This is a genomic window from Sutcliffiella sp. NPDC057660, from assembly GCF_042800035.1.
Lineage (GTDB): Bacteria > Bacillota > Bacilli > Bacillales > Bacillaceae_I > Sutcliffiella_A.
Genome location: NZ_JBHVHV010000019.1, coordinates 64,441 through 81,866, shown reverse-complemented (window position 1 = coordinate 81,866; position 17,426 = coordinate 64,441). Strand labels below are relative to the sequence as shown.

The window sequence follows — 17,426 nt, the reverse complement described above, 5'->3', positions numbered from 1 at the left end:
TTAGAAAGAAGTAGTTTGTGTTTTTACGAATCAGCGCATGAAATCAATAAATGCAAAGAGATTGACGGAATAAACGGCTTAGATGTATACTTGAACTTGTTCAAAAGTTGTATTAATATATTTAATTGAAGAATTAATACAGATGAAGAATCTTGCTTATTGATTTCAAATTGAAAAGCACAATAAAAGAGAAAAAGTACAATTTTACGTGGGATGCAGAAAAATGTCTTTTAAAGTATATTTTTGGGTACCCTAATTTTGTATGTAAACTATGTATCAATCAGTTCTCTTAATAGAAAGGAAGAGGTGACGTAGATGGCTGCAAAAACTAAAAATGCCAAGTTCGATCCAAAGCAGCAGTTAGCAAAAGTTGAAGAGCAATTCCAAACGTTTCAAATCTTAAATGAAGAGGGCGAAGTGGTTAACGAAGCTGCGATGCCTGAATTAAGTGATGATCAACTAAAAGAATTAATGCGCCGCATGGTATATACTCGTGTTCTTGATCAACGTTCCATCAGTTTAAACCGTCAAGGACGACTAGGTTTCTATGCTCCTACTGCAGGACAGGAAGCTTCCCAACTGGCTTCCCAGTTTGCTTTGGAGAGTGAAGACTTCATCTTGCCGGGATACCGTGATGTTCCCCAAATGATCTGGCATGGTCTTCCTCTATACCAAGCGTTCTTATTCTCACGTGGTCATTTTCATGGTAACCAGATGCCAGAGGGTGTTAATCTATTGCCACCTCAGATCATTATTGGTGCACAAATCATCCAAACTGCCGGTGTCGCGCTTGGATTGAAGAAAAAAGGTAAAAAATCCGTTGCAATTACATATACAGGTGACGGTGGAGCATCTCAAGGGGACTTCTACGAAGGTTTGAACTTTGCAGGGGCTTACCAGGCACCAGCGATTTTTGTTGTACAAAACAACCGATTCGCGATTTCCACTCCTGTTGAAAAACAATCGGCTGCAGGAACTATTGCACAAAAAGCTGTAGCAGCAGGTATTCCAGGTGTGCAGGTTGATGGAATGGACGCTTTAGCTGTTTATGCAGCAACTCGTGATGCACGTGAGCGTGCCGTTAACGGAGAAGGTCCTACACTCATCGAAACACTAACGTACCGTTACGGTCCACATACAATGGCTGGTGATGACCCAACTCGTTACCGTACTTCAGAGCTGGATAATGAATGGGAAAAGAAAGATCCATTGGTTCGTTTCCGCAAATTCCTTGAAAACAAAGGCATTTGGAGCGAAGATGAGGAAAATAAAGTAATTGAAGAAGCGAAGGAAGACATCAAAGCAGCAATCAAAAAAGCGGATGGACAGCCTAAGCAAAAAGTTACGGACTTAATCTCTTTCATGTACGAAGAGCTACCATATAACTTAAAAGAACAAAATGAAATTTATAAAGAGAAGGAGTCGAAGTAAGCCATGGCGCAAATGACAATGATTCAGGCAATCACTGATGCGTTACGCACAGAATTGAAAAACGACGAAAACGTCTTGCTTTTCGGTGAAGACGTTGGTCAAAACGGTGGGGTTTTCCGTGCAACCGAGGGCCTTCAAGCTGAATTTGGAGAAGACCGCGTATTTGATACTCCACTAGCAGAATCAGGTATTGGTGGACTAGCTGTCGGCCTTGGCGTAACTGGATTCCGTCCTGTTATGGAAATCCAATTCTTCGGTTTCGTTTATGAAGTAATGGACTCCGTGAGTGGACAGCTTGCTCGTATGCGCTACCGTACTGGCGGACGCTGGAGTTCTCCTGTTACAATTCGTTCTCCATTTGGCGGCGGTGTTCATACACCTGAGCTTCATGCAGACAGCTTAGAAGGACTTATGGCTCAACAACCTGGTCTAAAGGTCGTTATTCCGGCAACTCCATATGATGCAAAAGGATTATTGATTTCTGCGATTCGTGACAACGATCCAGTTATTTTCTTGGAGCATATGAAACTTTACCGTTCTTTCCGTCAAGAGGTTCCTGAAGAGGAATACACAATTGAACTAGGAAAAGCGGACGTAAAGCGTGAAGGTTCCGACTTAACGATGATCACATATGGCGCTATGGTACATGAGTGCCTTAAAGCTGCAGATGAATTGGAAAAAGACGGTGTTAAAGCTGAGGTTATCGACTTGCGTACGATCAGCCCACTTGATATCGAAACTATCATTGCATCTGTTGAAAAAACTGGCCGTGCGATTGTTGTACAAGAAGCTCAAAAGCAAGCAGGAATTGGCGCGCAAATCGTTGCAGAAATCAACGATCGCGCAATTTTAAGCTTAGATGCTCCTGTGCTTCGTGTAGCAGCTCCTGATACTGTATTCCCATTCTCTCAAGCAGAGAGCGTATGGTTACCGAACCATAAGGATGTATTGGAAACTGCGAAAAAAGTTCTTAATTTCTAAATGCAATTAAAAATAGCCTCGTGTATGGAATACATGAGTTCGGATTGAAGCCCATTCTTAGCTAAGCTTAGATTGGGCTCTCCAATTTACCATTATTGTAGCGGATCATTCCCTACTTTATGCTTGAAAATAAAGCATGATTATCATAGGAGGTTGAATACTGTGGCATTCGAATTTAAACTGCCAGATATCGGTGAAGGTATCCATGAAGGTGAAATCGTTAAATGGTTTGTAAAACCAGGTGATGAGATCGAGGAAGATGCTATCTTAGCGGAAGTGCAAAATGACAAAGCGGTTGTTGAAATTCCATCTCCTGTTAAAGGGAAAGTATTGGAATTGAAAGTAGAAGAAGGTACAGTAGCAACAGTTGGTCAAACCATCATTACATTGGATGCTCCTGGTTACGAAGACCTTAAATTCAAAGGCGACGACCATGGCCATGATGAAGTGAAAAAAGAAGAGAAAACTGAGGCTCAAGTGCAAGCTACAGCTGAGGCTGGCCAAGACGTGAAAAAAGAAGAGGCTCCTAAAGAAGAAGCTAAAGCCGAAACTGGTGCAGGCGCACAAGCTCAAGCTGAAGTGGACCCGAACAGACGTGTTATTGCGATGCCATCCGTTCGTAAATATGCTCGTGAAAAAGGCGTGGAAATTCGCCAAGTAGCAGGTTCCGGAGACAATGGTCGCGTTCTTAAGAGCGATATCGATGCATTCCTATCCGGAGGAAGCGCGAAAGCAGAAGAAACTACAACTGATGCAGCTCCTGCAGCTAAAGAAGAAGTTAAAACAGAAGCTAAGCAGGAAAAACAAGCTATTCCAGCGGGTCAATATCCAGAAACACGTGAGAAAATGAGTGGAATGCGCCGTGCGATTGCAAAAGCGATGGTCAATTCCAAGCACACAGCTCCACACGTTACATTGATGGATGAAATTGACGTGACTGATCTTGTTGCGCACCGCAAAAAGTTCAAAAATGTTGCAGCGGACAAAGGAATTAAGTTAACATTCTTACCATACGTAGTAAAAGCACTTACATCTGCGTTACGTGAGTTCCCTGTACTTAACACATCTTTAGATGATGCTACAGACGAAATTGTACACAAGCACTATTACAACATCGGAATTGCTGCAGATACGGAAAAAGGCTTACTGGTACCTGTTGTGAAAGATGCAGACAGAAAATCAATCTTCTCCATCTCCAATGAAATCAACGAACTTGCTGGTAAGGCTCGTGATGGTAAATTGGCATCCGATGAAATGAAGGGCGCTTCTTGCACAATTACAAACATCGGTTCTGCTGGTGGACAATGGTTCACTCCAGTAATCAACCACCCTGAAGTAGCAATCTTGGGTATCGGCCGTATCGCTGAAAAACCTGTAGTGAAAGACGGAGAAATTGTAGTGGCTCCAGTTCTTGCATTATCACTAAGCTTTGACCATCGTATGATTGATGGTGCTACTGCTCAAAATGCGCTTAACCATATCAAGCGTCTATTGAACGATCCACAATTATTGTTAATGGAGGGTTAATTTAAATGGTAGTAGGAGATTTCGCAATTGATGTAGATACGCTTGTCATCGGTTCGGGCCCTGGCGGATATGTTGCTGCAATCCGCGCGGCTCAGCTTGGACAAAAAGTAACAATCGTAGAAAAAGGTACGCTTGGAGGAGTATGTCTGAACGTAGGGTGTATCCCTTCCAAAGCCCTGATTTCTGCAGGACATCGCTATGAAACAGCTAAACATTCCGATGACATGGGAATTACCGCAGAGAACGTAACAGTGGATTTCACAAAGGTACAAGAATGGAAAGCTGGAGTTGTTAAAAAACTTACTGGTGGAGTGGAAGGTCTATTAAAGGGAAATAAAGTCGACATCGTTTCCGGTGAAGCTTACTTCGTTGACGGCAACACCGTACGTATCATGGACGACAACTCTGCGCAAACATACAAGTTCAATAACTGTATCATTGCGACAGGTTCTCGCCCTATCGAAATCCCGACATTCAAGTACTCCAAGCGCGTCCTTGATTCTACAGGTGCATTGGCACTTAAAGATATTCCAAAGAAATTGGTGGTCATCGGTGGTGGCTACATCGGTACTGAGCTTGGGACAGCTTATGCCAACTTTGGAACGGAAGTTGTGATTGTGGAAGCTGCAGATGAGATCCTGGCTGGATTCGAAAAGCAAATGAGCTCACTTGTTAAACGTAACCTGAAGAAAAAAGGAAACGTTGAAATCTTTACAAAAGCAATGGCTAAAGGTGTGGAAGAAACGGAAGATGGCGTGAAAGTAACAATCGAAGTAAAAGGCGAAGAGCAAACAATTGATGCTGATTATGTATTGGTTACTGTCGGCCGTCGTCCTAACACAGACGAGCTTGGTCTTGACCAGGTTGGTGTAGAAATGACAGACCGAGGCGTAATCAAAATTGATAAGCAGTGCCGCACAAGTGTTTCTAACATCTATGCTATCGGTGATATCGTAGAGGGACCACCGCTTGCCCATAAAGCATCTTATGAAGGTAAAATCGCTGCAGAAGCTATCTCTGGCCATCCTGCAGAAATCGACTACCTTGGAATTCCTGCAGTAGTATTCTCAGAGCCTGAATTGGCATCTGTCGGTTATACTGAAGCGCAAGCTAAAGAAGAAGGTCTAGAAGTAGTCGCTGCCAAATTCCCATTTGCAGCTAATGGACGTGCGCTTGCACTGAACGCTACTGACGGGTTCTTGAAGCTTGTTACACGTAAAGAGGATGGTTTGATTATTGGAGCTCAAATTGCCGGTTCCAGTGCATCAGACATGATTGCTGAACTTGGACTTGCTATCGAAGCTGGAATGACAGCGGAAGATATCGCAATGACAATCCATGCTCATCCAACATTGGGAGAAATCACAATGGAAGCTGCAGAAGTAGCGATGGGTAGCCCGATTCATATCATTAAGTAATCCACTCAAAAGCACCCGGATTTTCGGGTGCTTTTTTATATGTATATAACGGATGAAAAAAAGAAGCCTCTCAATGAAAGACTTCTTCCGATTTGCTTAATGCTTTTTCAATGGAACCAATGATGTCTTCTTTTCGGCGTGTTCCATCTATCTGTGTTACCACTTCGTTATTTAGCACTACCAGCAAGGAAGGAGTGCTCTTTATATTAAACTGCTTGTATAATGTTTTTTCCTCTCTTAACGGAACGACCATAAGATTGGCTACTTCGTTCGGAAAAGATCCCTTCAAATCCAAAATTGCGTCATAATACGTACTTTCATCCTGTATATTGCTTTCATCAGTAAAAAAAACAAGTGTTTTGGAATGCTCAGGAAATTGAACGTGAGTAATTGTTTTATTCTCTTGGCAGGAAGACAATATGAAAAAAGACAACGTTATCAAAATGACAGAGCCTCTAATCATGGCAATCCTCACTTTCTGTAAAAAGATAATATGAAAACAACAAAGCTTATTTAATCAAACACTAAATAGAACGGTAAGATGAAACTCCTACTATGTAACTATACGGTGCTATTCTATCATGAAAAAATAGCAAATAATTGCTTGTCATGGAAATGTTACAAAATTGAAAAATAGAATGTTGCTTACCTGCATAATTATTACAAAGGTTTCCTATTGGGTTAAAAAGGCTATTACCATAATAGAAATATGCAGTAAGGAGCTGCTATTATGAAAAATTATGTAGTGTTTTTAATACAGAATATCCTATTTGGCGCTTACAGTATCATTGAATGGTTTTCTGTAAGAGATAAAATTCAGGCAAAGGTCATTCTTCTGGGTATTTTTATCTATCTTTGCTATGTATTGGCGCACTCGATCATTCATAAGAAAAAGCAGGCTGCCATTACTACTGTAGTTAGCTTCCTTTTCTATTTTAGTTTCCAGAGTCTATTTTATTACTTCATTTTTTAATTCTAGGCATTTTTTACTGTTCATTATCTGCCTGTTTAATGAGAGAATCCTAAATTCAGTAAAAGCATTGCTATTATGTTACGGGAGCTAGTATGATAAAAGGTGAACTTTGCATATGGAGGAAAGAACATGAAAAAATGGATCTTGCTTACGTTACTAATGCTCCTCCTGACCGCTTGTACTGCTTCACCTCAAAACGAAGACGGACAAGCGAATGAAGAGGAACCTGCTGGAGCAGAAAATCAGAACGATAACAATAACAAAGAAGAGGAAGAGCCAGCATCAGAGGAAGAACAAGAAAATGCTCCTCGGGAAGAAGAAAGTTCGAAAGATGCTGAAGAGGCAACAACTGATACCGAATCAGAGGAAGGGAAACCCTTAGAGCCTCAATATACAATCAATCCTGCAGATTCTTCCGTTCAGCCAATTGGTGAAGCAAATGCAGAAGTTGTACTTCTTACAATCGATGATGCTCCGGACCGTTACGCCATGGAGATGGCAACGACATTGAATGAACTGGGTGTAAAAGCAATTTTCTTTGTCAATGGACACTTCCTGCAGACGGATGAAGAAAAAGCTACATTGAAAAAAATTCATGAGATGGGTTTTCCCATTGGAAATCATACGATGAACCACAAGTCCTTGAGACAAATAACGGAAGAAGAACAATATGAGGAAATCGTAGCATTGAATGATTTAATTGAAGAGATTATTGGAGAAAAGCCTAAGTTCTTCCGTGCACCTTTTGGCATCAATACGGACTATTCCGATGAACTCGTTGCAAGTGAGGGAATGGTACGTATGAATTGGACCTACGGATATGATTGGGAACAGGAATATACAACTGCCGAAGCTATAGCGGACATCATGGTAAATGCAAAGGAATTGAGAAGCGGGGCGAACCTTCTCATGCATGACCGGGAATGGACAAACGATGCCCTTGCCGACATTGTAATAGGCTTGCAGGAAAAAGGGTATGAAATGCTAGATCCAGACCTAATCGATATTCAGATGGCTGATTCGCAAATGTAGATGAGTAAAATGAGGAGTCTTCGTGTAATAAAGAGATAAGGCATGGATAAATGTAAAGCCCCATCTGATATTGTCAGACGGGGCTTTAAGTGTCATCAACGCTTATAGTAATACATGATGCTTCCGGTAAATAGTTTTAGCTCCGCTTCAAGCTTTTTAGCTAGAAACTTACATAGTTCATTTGCTTTTCCCTTGTCTCCATGTGTACTTTGATCGTGCAGTGTCACTTGTATGTACGATAGAGGCTCGTCTTCACCATCTTGGGTGCCAACTCCTATCAGTATCATCTTATAGCGATCTTCCTTGGCCTTCAGGTAGAACCATTGCCCTTGTCCCTCAGGTGTTTCCTTGATTTCATAAGGGAAAGCGGCCTGGCTGTATTCCCACCCCAATTGCTTTCCTGTTTTTTCTGTGATTTCTTTATAGTAGGTGAGCAGTTCCTTTACATCTTCAATTGTAAGGGTTTTCTTCGAAGATTTTGGAACAAGGTTAATATATGCGCTGCTAGCCATTTGTTTCACTCCCAAATATGACAATCCATTTGAATATTATTCTAGCACTTGCAGAAAGTCCTTGACAATCATTAAGTTAAAATTCTTGCAATTAGCCCAAATTGTAGGATATAATAAATATCTGAATAAACAAAAAATTAAAAAGGAGGAACCGTATGAACCTATTTGACAAGCTTTATGATAACAATGAAAATGTGCCTGTCCGTTTCGTAGGATTCACCACCAAGGATACCAGGTATGATTTCGGTATTGTCTATACGAATATGTTTTTTGGTAAACCTCTCGTCATCTGTATGCAAACCGGCCGCTCCACGCTCCTCGATCCCAAAGATATTACTGACCTAAATCACCTTCAACATGTTTTCCGAATCGACTCTCAAGAACAGGCGGAAGATCTTGCGGAATTCTTTTCCGAAGCCATTCCTGCAATTCCTTTCCAAGAACAGTACGAATAAGTCTTTCAAATGTTTAAGGGCCATCATCCATCGATAGGGTGATGGCCCTACTATATTTATGAATCTTCCATTATATAATTGAGTATGCATAATATGCAAAAATATTTTTAAATGTGTTATACAATTTGTCTATTGACATAACACATTTAACGGTTTATTATGTAATTAATAAGAGAAAACGCTTACAATTTCTTGATACACAATCTGTTTTCCAATAAAATCTATTTTGAAAAGGGGTAAATGTGTATGGGTACAATTATTTGTCAAACTTGCAACAGTGCAGTAGATCACTTCGAGGATGAAAAAGTTACGACTTATTATGCGAAATGTGCGGAATGTAAGTGCTCTGAGAAAGTGGAAGACCTAGAGTAATAGAATGTTAATTAATTTCAGGCATAAATAAAACAGCAGTCGCAACTTCGACTGCTGTTTCTTTGCATTATTTGATGGCTTTATGTTCCTTGATGACCCTAAGTGTTTTGAGTTCATGGTCTTCAGGGCCTTGAACGGGAAGACCAACTTCCAATGTCTTGGAAATATAGGCCAGATTATCTTCTGTAATAATTTCTCCTGGTGTAAAGATTGGGATTCCAGGAGGATAGACCATAATGAATTCAGCGATGATTCTTCCTGCTGACTTTTCAAATGGCACGACTTCCGTTTCTGAATAGAAGGCATCACGAGGTGCAATAGCCAGTACAGGAATGTCCGGCAAAAATACCTTTACCTGGTTAGCTAGATCTTCAGCCTGGTCGCGATGCTGTTCTGCAAGCTCTCTCAATGCAGTAAGCAGTATCCCTGTTTCTACTGAAGTATCCCCAGGAGTAACAATACATAGAATATTGTACAGGTCGGAAAGTTCCACTTCAATGTTATAGTTTTTACGGAGCCATTTTTCTACATCATAACCGGTCAGGTTCAATTTCTTCACAGATATGATCAGTTTTGTCGGGTCGTAATCAAAGGTTGCTTTTCTTCCGAGAATTTCAGGTCCTACACAATATATATTGTCAATCTCATTGATTGCATCCCTTGTCTGATTGGCAAGCTGAATTGTTTCCTCAATCAACATGTGTCCTTCTGTTGCAAGCCTTTTACGAGCTACATCCAACGAAGCCAATAGCAGGTAGGATGTCGATGTCGTTGTAAGCATGCTCAAGATGGATTGAATGCGATTCACATTCACGAGCCCTCCACGTACATTCAGAATGGAGCTTTGTGTCATAGATCCTCCAAGCTTATGTACGCTTGTTGCTGCCATGTCTGCTCCAGCCTGCATGGCGGACAGCGGAAGCTCTTCATGGAAATGAATATGAACCCCGTGTGCTTCATCCACTAATACAGGTACATTGAAGCTGTGTGCGATTTCTACAATCTGACTCAAGTCGGCTGAAATGCCGAAGTAGGTCGGATTAATGACCAGTACACCCTTTGCATCAGGGTGCTGTTGCAAGGCCCGTTCTACAGATTCAGTTGTTATCCCATGGGAGATTCCAAGTTCCTTGTCCACTTCAGGGTGAATGAATATAGGTACAGCACCAGAAAATACAATCGCTGACATGACAGACTTATGGACGTTTCTTGGAACAATTATTTTATCGCCAGGTCCGCAAACCGCCATTACCATCGTCATGATGGCTCCGCTCGTACCTTGTACAGAGAAAAAAGTATGATCGGCACCGAAAGCCTTCGCAGCTAAATCCTGTGCATCCTTAATCATACCTTTTGGTTGGTGCAGGTCGTCTAGAGGACCGATATTTATCAAATCGATGGACAGTGCGTTATCGCCGATGAATGCACGAAACTCAGGATCGATGCCTGCCCCTTTTTTATGGCCGGGTATATGAAACTGAACCGGATTCTTTTTTGCGTGTTCAAGCAGTCCAGTAAACAATGGTGTTTCATTTTGGGAGTATGTCAACTTTACTAAGCACCTCTTTATATAAATTCTTTGTCATTTTTATCATGTAAAATATATCTTCATCTTAACGTATCTTAAAACGCAGAACAAACTTACACATAAAACAAGTGAATTATAGCATTTAAAACTAAGGTTGCATAGATTTTTCTTGCATTTATTTTGTAGAAAATACAGGATTTAAGCCTTCAAAAAAGAAGATATATGGGTACGACAGAAAGGGGCTTATATAGATGAAATGGAAAACGAGAATTACAGATCTTTTGGACATAGAATATCCAATCATACAAGGAGGTCTGGCGTATTTAGCTTATGCTGATCTTGCAGCTGCGGTTTCTAACGCTGGTGGGCTTGGGCAAATCACAGCAATGAGCCTCGATACTCCGGACGAGCTTCGGGCCGAGATACATAAATTGAAGAGCTTGACAGACATGCCATTTGGCGTGAACTACGCCATTGGTCAGCATGGCAGACCTTTTGAACATATGCTGGATGTCGCAATTGAAGAAGGGGTTCCTGTTATATCCATGACAGGAGGAAACCCTGCACCTATATTCAAGAGGTTGGAGGGCACCTCCTGTAAAAAGCTTGTTCTGGTTGCAGCAAGAAGGCAGGCGGAAAAGGCGGAGGAATTGGGAGCTGACGCTGTCATGGTCGTTGGCCAGGAAGGTGGAGGACATTTAGGGAAGCAGGATCTTGGCACGATGGTGCTCGTCCCTAAAGTGGTGGATGCCCTATCCATTCCTGTGATAGCATCTGGTGGAATCGGAGACGGAAGGGGACTGATGGCGGCATTGAGCCTTGGGGCAGAAGGAATAGAGATGGGTACTAGATTTATTGCGACGAAAGAATGTTCGCATGCGCATCCCATCTATAAGGAAATGCTTGTGAAGGGTACGGAAAACGATACAGTCATTATTAAGAGAAGCATAGGTGCTCCTGCAAGGGCCATTCACAATAAATGGACCGAAGAAATACTGGTGCGTGAACAGAATGCTGAGGGATATGAAGGATTAAAGGAATATATAAGCGGAATGGCGAATAAACGTTTCATCTATGATGGGGAAATTGAACAGGGATTTGCGTGGGCAGGGCAGGTGATGGGCTTGATTGATGACGTCCCCTCTGCAGGCGAGCTGATAAATCGAATCATTCAACAAGCGGAAGAAATTCGCAGAGACTGGACAATCTAACCTAAATAAATGCTATACTATGTAACGTAATAAGCTTACATAAATGAGGTGACGGTATGGACTATTCTTATCCCATTTCATTCGACTGGACAACAGATGAAATCGTGGATGTGATTGCTTTCTACGAAGCGGTGGAGCAGGCATATGCCAAAGGAATAGATCGTGATCAACTGATGAGCGTGTATCGACGCTTCAAGGAAATCGTACCAGGGAAAGCGCAGGAGCGGAATCTCGCTAATGAGTATGAAGAATTGAGTGGTTTCTCTGCCTATCAGACGATTAAAAAAGCAAAAAGCCTGGAATCAGGAGATAAAGTGAAAATGTAAAAAAAACAAGAATCGGAAATGATCCGATTCTTGTTTTTTTAGGATACAGTTGTTTTCTTTGTCAGATTATAGAGAGGTCGCAGCGTTTGGAATGCCTCTTCTATCCTTGCGATCGTTTCGTCGCCGGAGAGGGTGACCGCTTCTTCTCTAGGGATTTGAATGCCGCATAGGATTTCCGCTTTTTTTACATTCATTAATCGTTGAAAAAGTTCCTTGTGCTCGGCCTCTGACATATCACTTTGACGGAAAACTTCCGGTTTTGTATGATCTTTGGACCACACATAATCGGAAGGAATCGATTTGCGAATCTGCTTTACATCCTCAAGTAGCTTCTCCCCGTATGCTTCCTTGATCGGCGCCTCGTAGATCACTGCAAACCAGATAAAAACGTGCGTTTCCCAAAGTCCCACTTGAAAGTGGGGGAGCATTTTATACCCCCGGTTTCTGTTTGCGAATGCCACCCACGAGTCCTTGGGAGGGTTGATTGTACGTCTTGCATGTTTGGCAATGTGATATTGCATTTCATCCCCGGTCATCGCCGTCAATGAAGGTGCAAATTGCTCTCCAAGCTGCTGGAATTTCGGTTGAATTCTTTTTTGAAGAGCAGCCATTCGCTCCTCCAGACCATCAATTTTGAAAACATTAAAATCTGCTTTTTTAAAGCCGTTAAATTTTCTTGATGCCACATTTATCACTCCACATTTATGTATTCCACTTAAAAAGATGAACAGGATGAATTTTTCTTTTCAGGTGCCGCTTATACTGGATATTCTAGCATAGCTGCATGTCTTTTCAAAAAGATTGAGCTTCGTCCACGGTGCCTCTTTTTTCTTTCTGGGTTATTGCACATTTTAGTTACCAACTTTTAATCGCTTCATATGATATATCAACCATAAAAGTTGAGAGTATCTTGAAACCATGAACATCACTCGAGGGAGGGATTGGAATGAAGCAAGTTGTGAAGCCTTGGAAAAAGAAAAAGGAAGAAAATCAGATGGCAGTGCTGAAGCTTGAAATTGATTATGAACTGGTAACTTTGTTTGATGCGATGACGGAAAATAATACCGACATGATCAATAGCAGCAAAGTCAAATTAGAGAAATTGCGTAAAGAACTGTTGAGTTTAGAGGTTTAGTAGCCATCGCTACCTAACGAACCTGTAAGAGGTTCGTTTTTCTCTGTGTCGCATTACTTGATTTTAAACGCCCATTTCAGTAAGCTAAAAAGAACAATTAGCATATGTAAGAAGGAATACATAGTTGTGGAAGGGCAGGAGTCGTCATGAACTGGTCACAAATTGATGAAAATGCAAAGAGATGGACAAGAGAGGCCGGGGAAAGGATACGCGCTTCCTTTAATGAAAAGCTGATGATACATACGAAATCGTCTCCGGATGACCTTGTTACGAATATCGATCGGGAAACAGAGCAATTCTTTATAGAAAAAATAAGAAGCACCTATCCGGAACATAAAATACTTGGTGAAGAGGGCTTTGGTGACAAGATAGATAAACTCGACGGAACCGTCTGGATCATAGACCCTATAGATGGGACAATGAACTTTGTGCATCAGCAGAGAAATTTCGCTATTTCTGTGGCAGTGTATCATGATGGAGTCGGTAAGATAGGGTTGATCTATGATGTAGTGCATGATGAGCTTTATCATGCAAAAGCCGGTGAGGGTGCTTACCTGGATGATGTGAAATTGCCTAGGCTTGAAGAGGTGGCGGTTGAGCAGGCGATAATCGGCCTGAATGCAACGTGGATTACTGAAAATAAAAGAATCGATCCTTCCATATTGGCTCCTCTTGTACGAAGAGTGAGAGGAACACGCTCATATGGATCTGCTGCACTGGAAATGGCCTATGTAACGACAGGACGTATAGATGCGTATATTACGCTCCGCTTATCACCTTGGGATTTTGCTGCCGGGCTTATCCTGGTGAATGAAGTTGGCGGGAAAGTGACGACCTTACATGGGGAAGAGCTGAACCTCCTCGGTCAGAACAGTGTGTTTGTCTGCAAGCCAGGCCTGCATGAAGCAATCAGCAAAGAGTATTTGTCCAAACTAGAGAAAAAATTATAGCAATTTAGAAAAGAGGCTGGGACAAAAGTGTTTTAGTCATAGTAAAAAACGAACCAATTTGAGTTTTGTGATCAAATTGATTCGTTTTTTTTGATGTTGTGTTCAAATATGCGTTTAGTTTTTAGGTTACTCCAGCGGTTGCACGGAAATCAATAGCGGTATTTAGAACCGGTATTTTAATTGTTCGTCTTTTGTTAGCGTTTTTTTAAGTCTTGTCCCAGACTCTTCTTTCTTAGTGACCATTTTCCTTCATACTGCGTTTCTTTTTAAATCCGAAACCCATTATTATAAATAATAAAATAATTGCAAATACTATACCTGTTAAGCTTCTTTCTGCTATTGCTATACCAATCAATCCCATGGAGGAAGCCGCTAAACAAGCGAAAAGTACGAAAATCCATTGAATGTTTTTCATGATTAAACCTCCTTTTTGATAACGCATTCAACACTTAACACATATTTTACAGAAGTCTCTTCGTCTTTTCTACTATGTTTGTGGTATAATACTAAAGTTATCAAGTTGTAAATTAGGGAGATGAAATAGTGAACATCCGCAATGATATTAGAAACATCGCAATTATTGCTCACGTTGACCATGGTAAAACAACGTTAGTAGACAAATTGCTACACCAAGCTGGTACGTTCAGAACGAACGAGCAGGTAGCAGAACGTGCCATGGACTCAAACGATCTAGAAAGAGAACGTGGGATTACCATATTGGCAAAAAATACGGCAATTAACTATAAAGATACACGCATTAACATCATGGACACACCAGGACATGCCGACTTTGGTGGAGAAGTGGAACGTATCATGAAAATGGTAGACGGTGTACTTTTAGTGGTTGATGCTTATGAAGGCTGTATGCCTCAGACGCGCTTCGTATTGAAGAAGGCGTTAGAGCAGAACTTGACACCGATTGTTGTCGTAAACAAAATCGACCGTGATTTTGCACGCCCTTCAGAGGTAGTGGACGAAGTAATCGATTTGTTCATCGAGCTTGATGCAACAGAAGAGCAATTGGAATTCCCGGTAGTATACGCTTCTGCCATTAATGGTACTGCAAGTAATAACCCGGAAAAGCAAGATGAGAACATGGAAGCTATTTATGAGTCCATCATCGAGCATATTCCAGCTCCAATCGACAACAGTCAAGAGCCGCTTCAATTCCAAGTTGCCCTTCTTGACTACAACGACTATGTAGGACGTATCGGTGTTGGCCGTATTTTCCGCGGTACAATGCAGGTTGGCCAGCAGGTTGCATTGATGAAGCTTGACGGTTCTGTGAAGCAGTTCCGTGTATCAAAGCTGTTCGGTTTCATCGGTCTTAAGCGTGTCGAAATCGAAGAAGCAAAAGCAGGAGATCTAGTAGCCGTTTCCGGAATGGAAGATATCAACGTAGGGGAAACTGTATGCCCGGTTGACCATCAGGAAGCTCTACCGGTACTTCGTATCGATGAGCCGACACTACAAATGACTTTCCTTGTAAACAACAGTCCGTTTGCAGGTAAAGAAGGTAAATTTGTCACTTCCCGTAAAATCGAAGAGCGTCTTGAAGCTCAGTTGGAAACGGACGTAAGTCTACGTGTAGATCCAACTGACTCCCCTGATGCATGGGTTGTATCAGGACGTGGAGAGCTTCACTTGTCCATCCTGATTGAAAACATGCGCCGTGAAGGTTTCGAGCTTCAAGTATCCAAGCCTGAGGTTATCATCAAAAATGTTGATGGCAAGAAATCAGAGCCGGTTGAGCGCGTTCAAATCGATGTTCCAGAGGATTATACTGGAGCGGTTATGGAATCCATTGGTGCCCGTAAAGGTGAAATGGTGGACATGATCAATAACGGTAATGGCCAAGTACGTCTTATCTTCATGGTTCCTTCCCGTGGATTAATCGGTTACACAACTGAATTCCTTTCCTTGACTCGTGGATATGGAATAATCAACCACACATTTGACAGCTACCAGCCAATGGCTGCAGGTCAAGTTGGTGGACGCCGCCAAGGTGTGCTTGTTTCCATGGAAGCAGGAAAAGCATCCACTTACGGTATCATGGGTATTGAAGACCGTGGTGTTATCTTCGTAGAGCCGGGTACGGAAGTTTACGAAGGAATGATCGTGGGAGAGCATAACCGTGAAAATGATCTTGTAGTAAACGTATGTAAAATGAAGCAGGCGACTAACGTCCGTTCTGCAACAAAAGACCAGACTGTTAGTATGAAAAAGCCTCGTCTAATGACTCTGGAAGAATCTTTAGAGTACTTGAACGATGATGAGTACTGTGAAATCACTCCTCAGTCGATCCGTTTGCGCAAGAAGATTTTAGACAAGAACGAACGTGAAAGAGCAGCAAAGAAAAAGAAATACGCAGAAGCTTAATTTGCAAATGAATAGGGGAAGCATGGATGGGTTTTTATAAGCCTATCCTTGCTCCCCTTTTTCTAAATCGAGGAAGGGAAAGGTGAAAATCCCGTGAGCGAAGAAAAAGTACCGGAATATCTTTCTTTTTTTGCCAGCCTCTACAATGTGGTTGAAAACCCTGTATTAGGCATGTGGTTGCTATACCTAACTATCTTGGCACTGTCCATATTGGTGTACAAGCTTGGCTTTGCATTAAAGCTGCCAATCTTAAAGTCTGCTATCATTTATCTATTCTTGGCACTGGGTGGGACCGTACTTACTTTTTTAGGGATCTTCCTGCCAGTTGCAGAAGGATTGGTCGTCGCAGCTTTGATTCTGATCATCTATAAAATTCGATTGCGCCGCCATAAACAAGAAGAAGGCGCAGAATCTTAAAGGAGGACTCGTGATGAGATCCTTGCAGGATACACTTTATAATTGGTTGACCATTAAAGTGGTTGCTGAAGCCAGACCGGATGATAAATCCGCACAGGACACGATGAAGTTGTTCGAATCCATTTTGATTGATGACCATCATCTCAAGGAGATATCGGTAACAAAGGAAGAACCCATGTACTATGTAACGTACATAAAGGATGGGGAAGCTCAGAAAAACCGCTTTCCGATTGAATTGATTGATGTCATGCTTGAGCAGATCAAGAATGAACCCGAAAAATACCATAATTATGAGTAAATAAAAAAGAGGATCACTCACTAGTGCAAAGCACACCATCTGAGTCATCCTCTTTGTTTTTGTCTAGGAAAATAAAAAATAGGAACTAATATTGCAAAAAGTATATGACTAACTGTCCATAAAGAAAAACTGATAGGATCGTCCACAGGGGGAGTATCCTTTATCGCAACAATGGTCAATGGAAAGTAAAGAAACACCGTAGGCAAGGTTAAAAGGAGAGAGCAAATATAAGGGCTCGTTTTTGAGTTTGCCTTTTTTTCCATCAGCCATGCAAAAATAATCCCGATAAAGACGGCTATAAGAACATGGAACAAAAATTCCACAAGCTCCGGAAGATTCCGGTTGCCGATAAAAGGGATGAAATCAACATTCAGCAATAAAATATATATCTTTTTGGAGAAAACGGCCTCCAAGCCCTTCATCGCAAGTCCCATAATCGAGCCGCTGATGAAACCTGTAAGTGCCCCTCTCAGAATCATCC

General features: G+C 41.7%; 21 protein-coding genes. 15 read left to right on the top strand and 6 right to left on the bottom strand.

The genetic code is table 11. From position 1 onward, the window contains the following. Window positions 1-315: 315 nt before the first annotated feature. The 4 genes from pdhA (at window position 316) to lpdA (ending at window position 5,357) form a co-directional block, all read left to right on the top strand. Window positions 316-1,431 carry a pyruvate dehydrogenase (acetyl-transferring) E1 component subunit alpha gene (pdhA, locus tag ACFVAD_RS20110; protein WP_386644320.1) on the top strand — a complete coding sequence of 372 codons (1,116 nt, stop codon included), beginning with the start codon at window positions 316-318 and terminating at the stop codon, window positions 1,429-1,431. 3 nt (window positions 1,432-1,434) lie between these two features. After that, entirely contained in the window at window positions 1,435-2,412 is a 978-nt protein-coding gene (locus tag ACFVAD_RS20105; RefSeq protein ID WP_386644317.1) for an alpha-ketoacid dehydrogenase subunit beta, read from the top strand. Between the two features lie 162 nt (window positions 2,413-2,574). Beyond that, the gene (locus ACFVAD_RS20100) at window positions 2,575-3,939 is read left to right on the top strand and encodes a dihydrolipoamide acetyltransferase family protein (protein ID WP_386644315.1); all 1,365 of its coding nucleotides are present in this window, start codon (window positions 2,575-2,577) and stop codon (window positions 3,937-3,939) included. A 5-nt stretch (window positions 3,940-3,944) separates the two neighbouring features. After that, window positions 3,945-5,357 (top strand): dihydrolipoyl dehydrogenase, encoded by a 1,413-nt coding sequence (lpdA, locus tag ACFVAD_RS20095; RefSeq protein ID WP_386644313.1) that lies wholly within the window; start codon window positions 3,945-3,947, stop codon window positions 5,355-5,357. 70 nt (window positions 5,358-5,427) lie between these two features. Here lpdA and ACFVAD_RS20090 read toward each other — a convergent pair whose 3' ends face one another. Further along, window positions 5,428-5,820 (bottom strand): YbbN family protein, encoded by a 393-nt coding sequence (locus tag ACFVAD_RS20090; RefSeq protein WP_386644310.1) that lies wholly within the window; start codon window positions 5,818-5,820, stop codon window positions 5,428-5,430. Between the two features lie 267 nt (window positions 5,821-6,087). Between ACFVAD_RS20090 and ACFVAD_RS20085 the strand changes: the two genes are divergently transcribed. Both ACFVAD_RS20085 and ACFVAD_RS20080 read left to right on the top strand, forming a co-directional pair. Beyond that, complete coding sequence (locus ACFVAD_RS20085) at window positions 6,088-6,330, top strand: hypothetical protein (RefSeq protein WP_386644308.1); 243 nt, start codon at window positions 6,088-6,090, stop codon at window positions 6,328-6,330. 129 nt (window positions 6,331-6,459) lie between these two features. Continuing rightward, complete coding sequence (locus ACFVAD_RS20080; protein ID WP_386644305.1) at window positions 6,460-7,362, top strand: polysaccharide deacetylase family protein; 903 nt, start codon at window positions 6,460-6,462, stop codon at window positions 7,360-7,362. A 95-nt stretch (window positions 7,363-7,457) separates the two neighbouring features. On the opposite strand, the gene ACFVAD_RS20075 is transcribed toward ACFVAD_RS20080, so the two are convergent. Further along, window positions 7,458-7,874, bottom strand: a complete 417-nt coding sequence (locus ACFVAD_RS20075) for a DUF1885 family protein (RefSeq protein WP_386644302.1) — start codon at window positions 7,872-7,874, stop codon at window positions 7,458-7,460. 155 nt (window positions 7,875-8,029) lie between these two features. Between ACFVAD_RS20075 and ACFVAD_RS20070 the strand changes: the two genes are divergently transcribed. Beyond that, window positions 8,030-8,329: a DUF3055 domain-containing protein gene (locus ACFVAD_RS20070; RefSeq protein ID WP_386644299.1), complete on the top strand. Its 300-nt coding sequence runs from the start codon at window positions 8,030-8,032 to the stop codon at window positions 8,327-8,329. 246 nt (window positions 8,330-8,575) lie between these two features. Then, window positions 8,576-8,701, top strand: a complete 126-nt coding sequence (locus ACFVAD_RS20065) for a GapA-binding peptide SR1P (protein WP_386644296.1) — start codon at window positions 8,576-8,578, stop codon at window positions 8,699-8,701. A 67-nt stretch (window positions 8,702-8,768) separates the two neighbouring features. On the opposite strand, the gene ACFVAD_RS20060 is transcribed toward ACFVAD_RS20065, so the two are convergent. After that, complete coding sequence (locus ACFVAD_RS20060) at window positions 8,769-10,250, bottom strand: aminotransferase class I/II-fold pyridoxal phosphate-dependent enzyme (protein WP_386644294.1); 1,482 nt, start codon at window positions 10,248-10,250, stop codon at window positions 8,769-8,771. A gap of 230 nt (window positions 10,251-10,480) precedes the next feature. On the opposite strand from ACFVAD_RS20060, the gene ACFVAD_RS20055 reads away from it, so the two are divergent. Beyond that, complete coding sequence (locus tag ACFVAD_RS20055; protein WP_386644291.1) at window positions 10,481-11,440, top strand: NAD(P)H-dependent flavin oxidoreductase; 960 nt, start codon at window positions 10,481-10,483, stop codon at window positions 11,438-11,440. Window positions 11,441-11,496: 56 nt separating this feature from the next. Further along, entirely contained in the window at window positions 11,497-11,766 is a 270-nt protein-coding gene (locus tag ACFVAD_RS20050) for a UPF0223 family protein (protein WP_386644288.1), read from the top strand. Between the two features lie 38 nt (window positions 11,767-11,804). On the opposite strand, the gene ACFVAD_RS20045 is transcribed toward ACFVAD_RS20050, so the two are convergent. Next, the gene (locus ACFVAD_RS20045) at window positions 11,805-12,452 is read right to left on the bottom strand and encodes a YktB family protein (RefSeq protein ID WP_386644285.1); all 648 of its coding nucleotides are present in this window, start codon (window positions 12,450-12,452) and stop codon (window positions 11,805-11,807) included. A gap of 260 nt (window positions 12,453-12,712) precedes the next feature. Between ACFVAD_RS20045 and ACFVAD_RS20040 the strand changes: the two genes are divergently transcribed. Then, window positions 12,713-12,901: a hypothetical protein gene (locus ACFVAD_RS20040; RefSeq protein ID WP_386644282.1), complete on the top strand. Its 189-nt coding sequence runs from the start codon at window positions 12,713-12,715 to the stop codon at window positions 12,899-12,901. A gap of 146 nt (window positions 12,902-13,047) precedes the next feature. Then, on the top strand, window positions 13,048-13,851 hold the full coding sequence (locus ACFVAD_RS20035) for an inositol monophosphatase family protein (protein WP_386644279.1): 804 nt from the start codon (window positions 13,048-13,050) through the stop codon (window positions 13,849-13,851). 232 nt (window positions 13,852-14,083) lie between these two features. Here the strand turns inward: ACFVAD_RS20035 and ACFVAD_RS20030 are convergent, their stop codons facing one another. Then, window positions 14,084-14,266, bottom strand: coding sequence for a YlaF family protein (locus ACFVAD_RS20030; RefSeq protein WP_386644276.1), 183 nt, complete (start codon window positions 14,264-14,266; stop codon window positions 14,084-14,086). Between the two features lie 128 nt (window positions 14,267-14,394). Here ACFVAD_RS20030 and typA point away from each other — a divergent pair, with 128 nt between their 5' ends. From typA to ACFVAD_RS20015, 3 genes are all read left to right on the top strand, one after another. Next, complete coding sequence (typA, locus tag ACFVAD_RS20025; RefSeq protein WP_386644274.1) at window positions 14,395-16,230, top strand: translational GTPase TypA; 1,836 nt, start codon at window positions 14,395-14,397, stop codon at window positions 16,228-16,230. A gap of 93 nt (window positions 16,231-16,323) precedes the next feature. Next, window positions 16,324-16,647 carry a YlaH-like family protein gene (locus ACFVAD_RS20020; RefSeq protein ID WP_386644271.1) on the top strand — a complete coding sequence of 108 codons (324 nt, stop codon included), beginning with the start codon at window positions 16,324-16,326 and terminating at the stop codon, window positions 16,645-16,647. Between the two features lie 13 nt (window positions 16,648-16,660). Continuing rightward, window positions 16,661-16,945: a hypothetical protein gene (locus tag ACFVAD_RS20015; protein WP_386644268.1), complete on the top strand. Its 285-nt coding sequence runs from the start codon at window positions 16,661-16,663 to the stop codon at window positions 16,943-16,945. Between the two features lie 44 nt (window positions 16,946-16,989). On the opposite strand, the gene ACFVAD_RS20010 is transcribed toward ACFVAD_RS20015, so the two are convergent. Then, window positions 16,990-17,424, bottom strand: a complete 435-nt coding sequence (locus ACFVAD_RS20010) for a hypothetical protein (protein WP_386644265.1) — start codon at window positions 17,422-17,424, stop codon at window positions 16,990-16,992. Window positions 17,425-17,426: the final 2 nt, after the last annotated feature.

What these genes read in the sequence shown, in the direction of transcription:
- pdhA (WP_386644320.1), top strand. Translation starts at nt 316, where the DNA reads ATGGCTGCAAAAACTAAAAATGCCAAGTTCGATCCAAAGCAGCAGTTA.
- ACFVAD_RS20105 (WP_386644317.1), top strand. Translation starts at nt 1,435, where the DNA reads ATGGCGCAAATGACAATGATTCAGGCAATCACTGATGCGTTACGCACA.
- lpdA (WP_386644313.1), top strand. Translation starts at nt 3,945, where the DNA reads ATGGTAGTAGGAGATTTCGCAATTGATGTAGATACGCTTGTCATCGGT.
- ACFVAD_RS20090 (WP_386644310.1), bottom strand. Translation starts at nt 5,820, where the DNA reads ATGATTAGAGGCTCTGTCATTTTGATAACGTTGTCTTTTTTCATATTG.
- ACFVAD_RS20085 (WP_386644308.1), top strand. Translation starts at nt 6,088, where the DNA reads ATGAAAAATTATGTAGTGTTTTTAATACAGAATATCCTATTTGGCGCT.
- ACFVAD_RS20080 (WP_386644305.1), top strand. Translation starts at nt 6,460, where the DNA reads ATGAAAAAATGGATCTTGCTTACGTTACTAATGCTCCTCCTGACCGCT.
- ACFVAD_RS20075 (WP_386644302.1), bottom strand. Translation starts at nt 7,874, where the DNA reads ATGGCTAGCAGCGCATATATTAACCTTGTTCCAAAATCTTCGAAGAAA.
- ACFVAD_RS20070 (WP_386644299.1), top strand. Translation starts at nt 8,030, where the DNA reads ATGAACCTATTTGACAAGCTTTATGATAACAATGAAAATGTGCCTGTC.
- ACFVAD_RS20065 (WP_386644296.1), top strand. Translation starts at nt 8,576, where the DNA reads ATGGGTACAATTATTTGTCAAACTTGCAACAGTGCAGTAGATCACTTC.
- ACFVAD_RS20055 (WP_386644291.1), top strand. Translation starts at nt 10,481, where the DNA reads ATGAAATGGAAAACGAGAATTACAGATCTTTTGGACATAGAATATCCA.
- ACFVAD_RS20050 (WP_386644288.1), top strand. Translation starts at nt 11,497, where the DNA reads ATGGACTATTCTTATCCCATTTCATTCGACTGGACAACAGATGAAATC.
- ACFVAD_RS20040 (WP_386644282.1), top strand. Translation starts at nt 12,713, where the DNA reads ATGAAGCAAGTTGTGAAGCCTTGGAAAAAGAAAAAGGAAGAAAATCAG.
- ACFVAD_RS20035 (WP_386644279.1), top strand. Translation starts at nt 13,048, where the DNA reads ATGAACTGGTCACAAATTGATGAAAATGCAAAGAGATGGACAAGAGAG.
- ACFVAD_RS20030 (WP_386644276.1), bottom strand. Translation starts at nt 14,266, where the DNA reads ATGAAAAACATTCAATGGATTTTCGTACTTTTCGCTTGTTTAGCGGCT.
- ACFVAD_RS20015 (WP_386644268.1), top strand. Translation starts at nt 16,661, where the DNA reads ATGAGATCCTTGCAGGATACACTTTATAATTGGTTGACCATTAAAGTG.
- ACFVAD_RS20010 (WP_386644265.1), bottom strand. Translation starts at nt 17,424, where the DNA reads ATGATTCTGAGAGGGGCACTTACAGGTTTCATCAGCGGCTCGATTATG.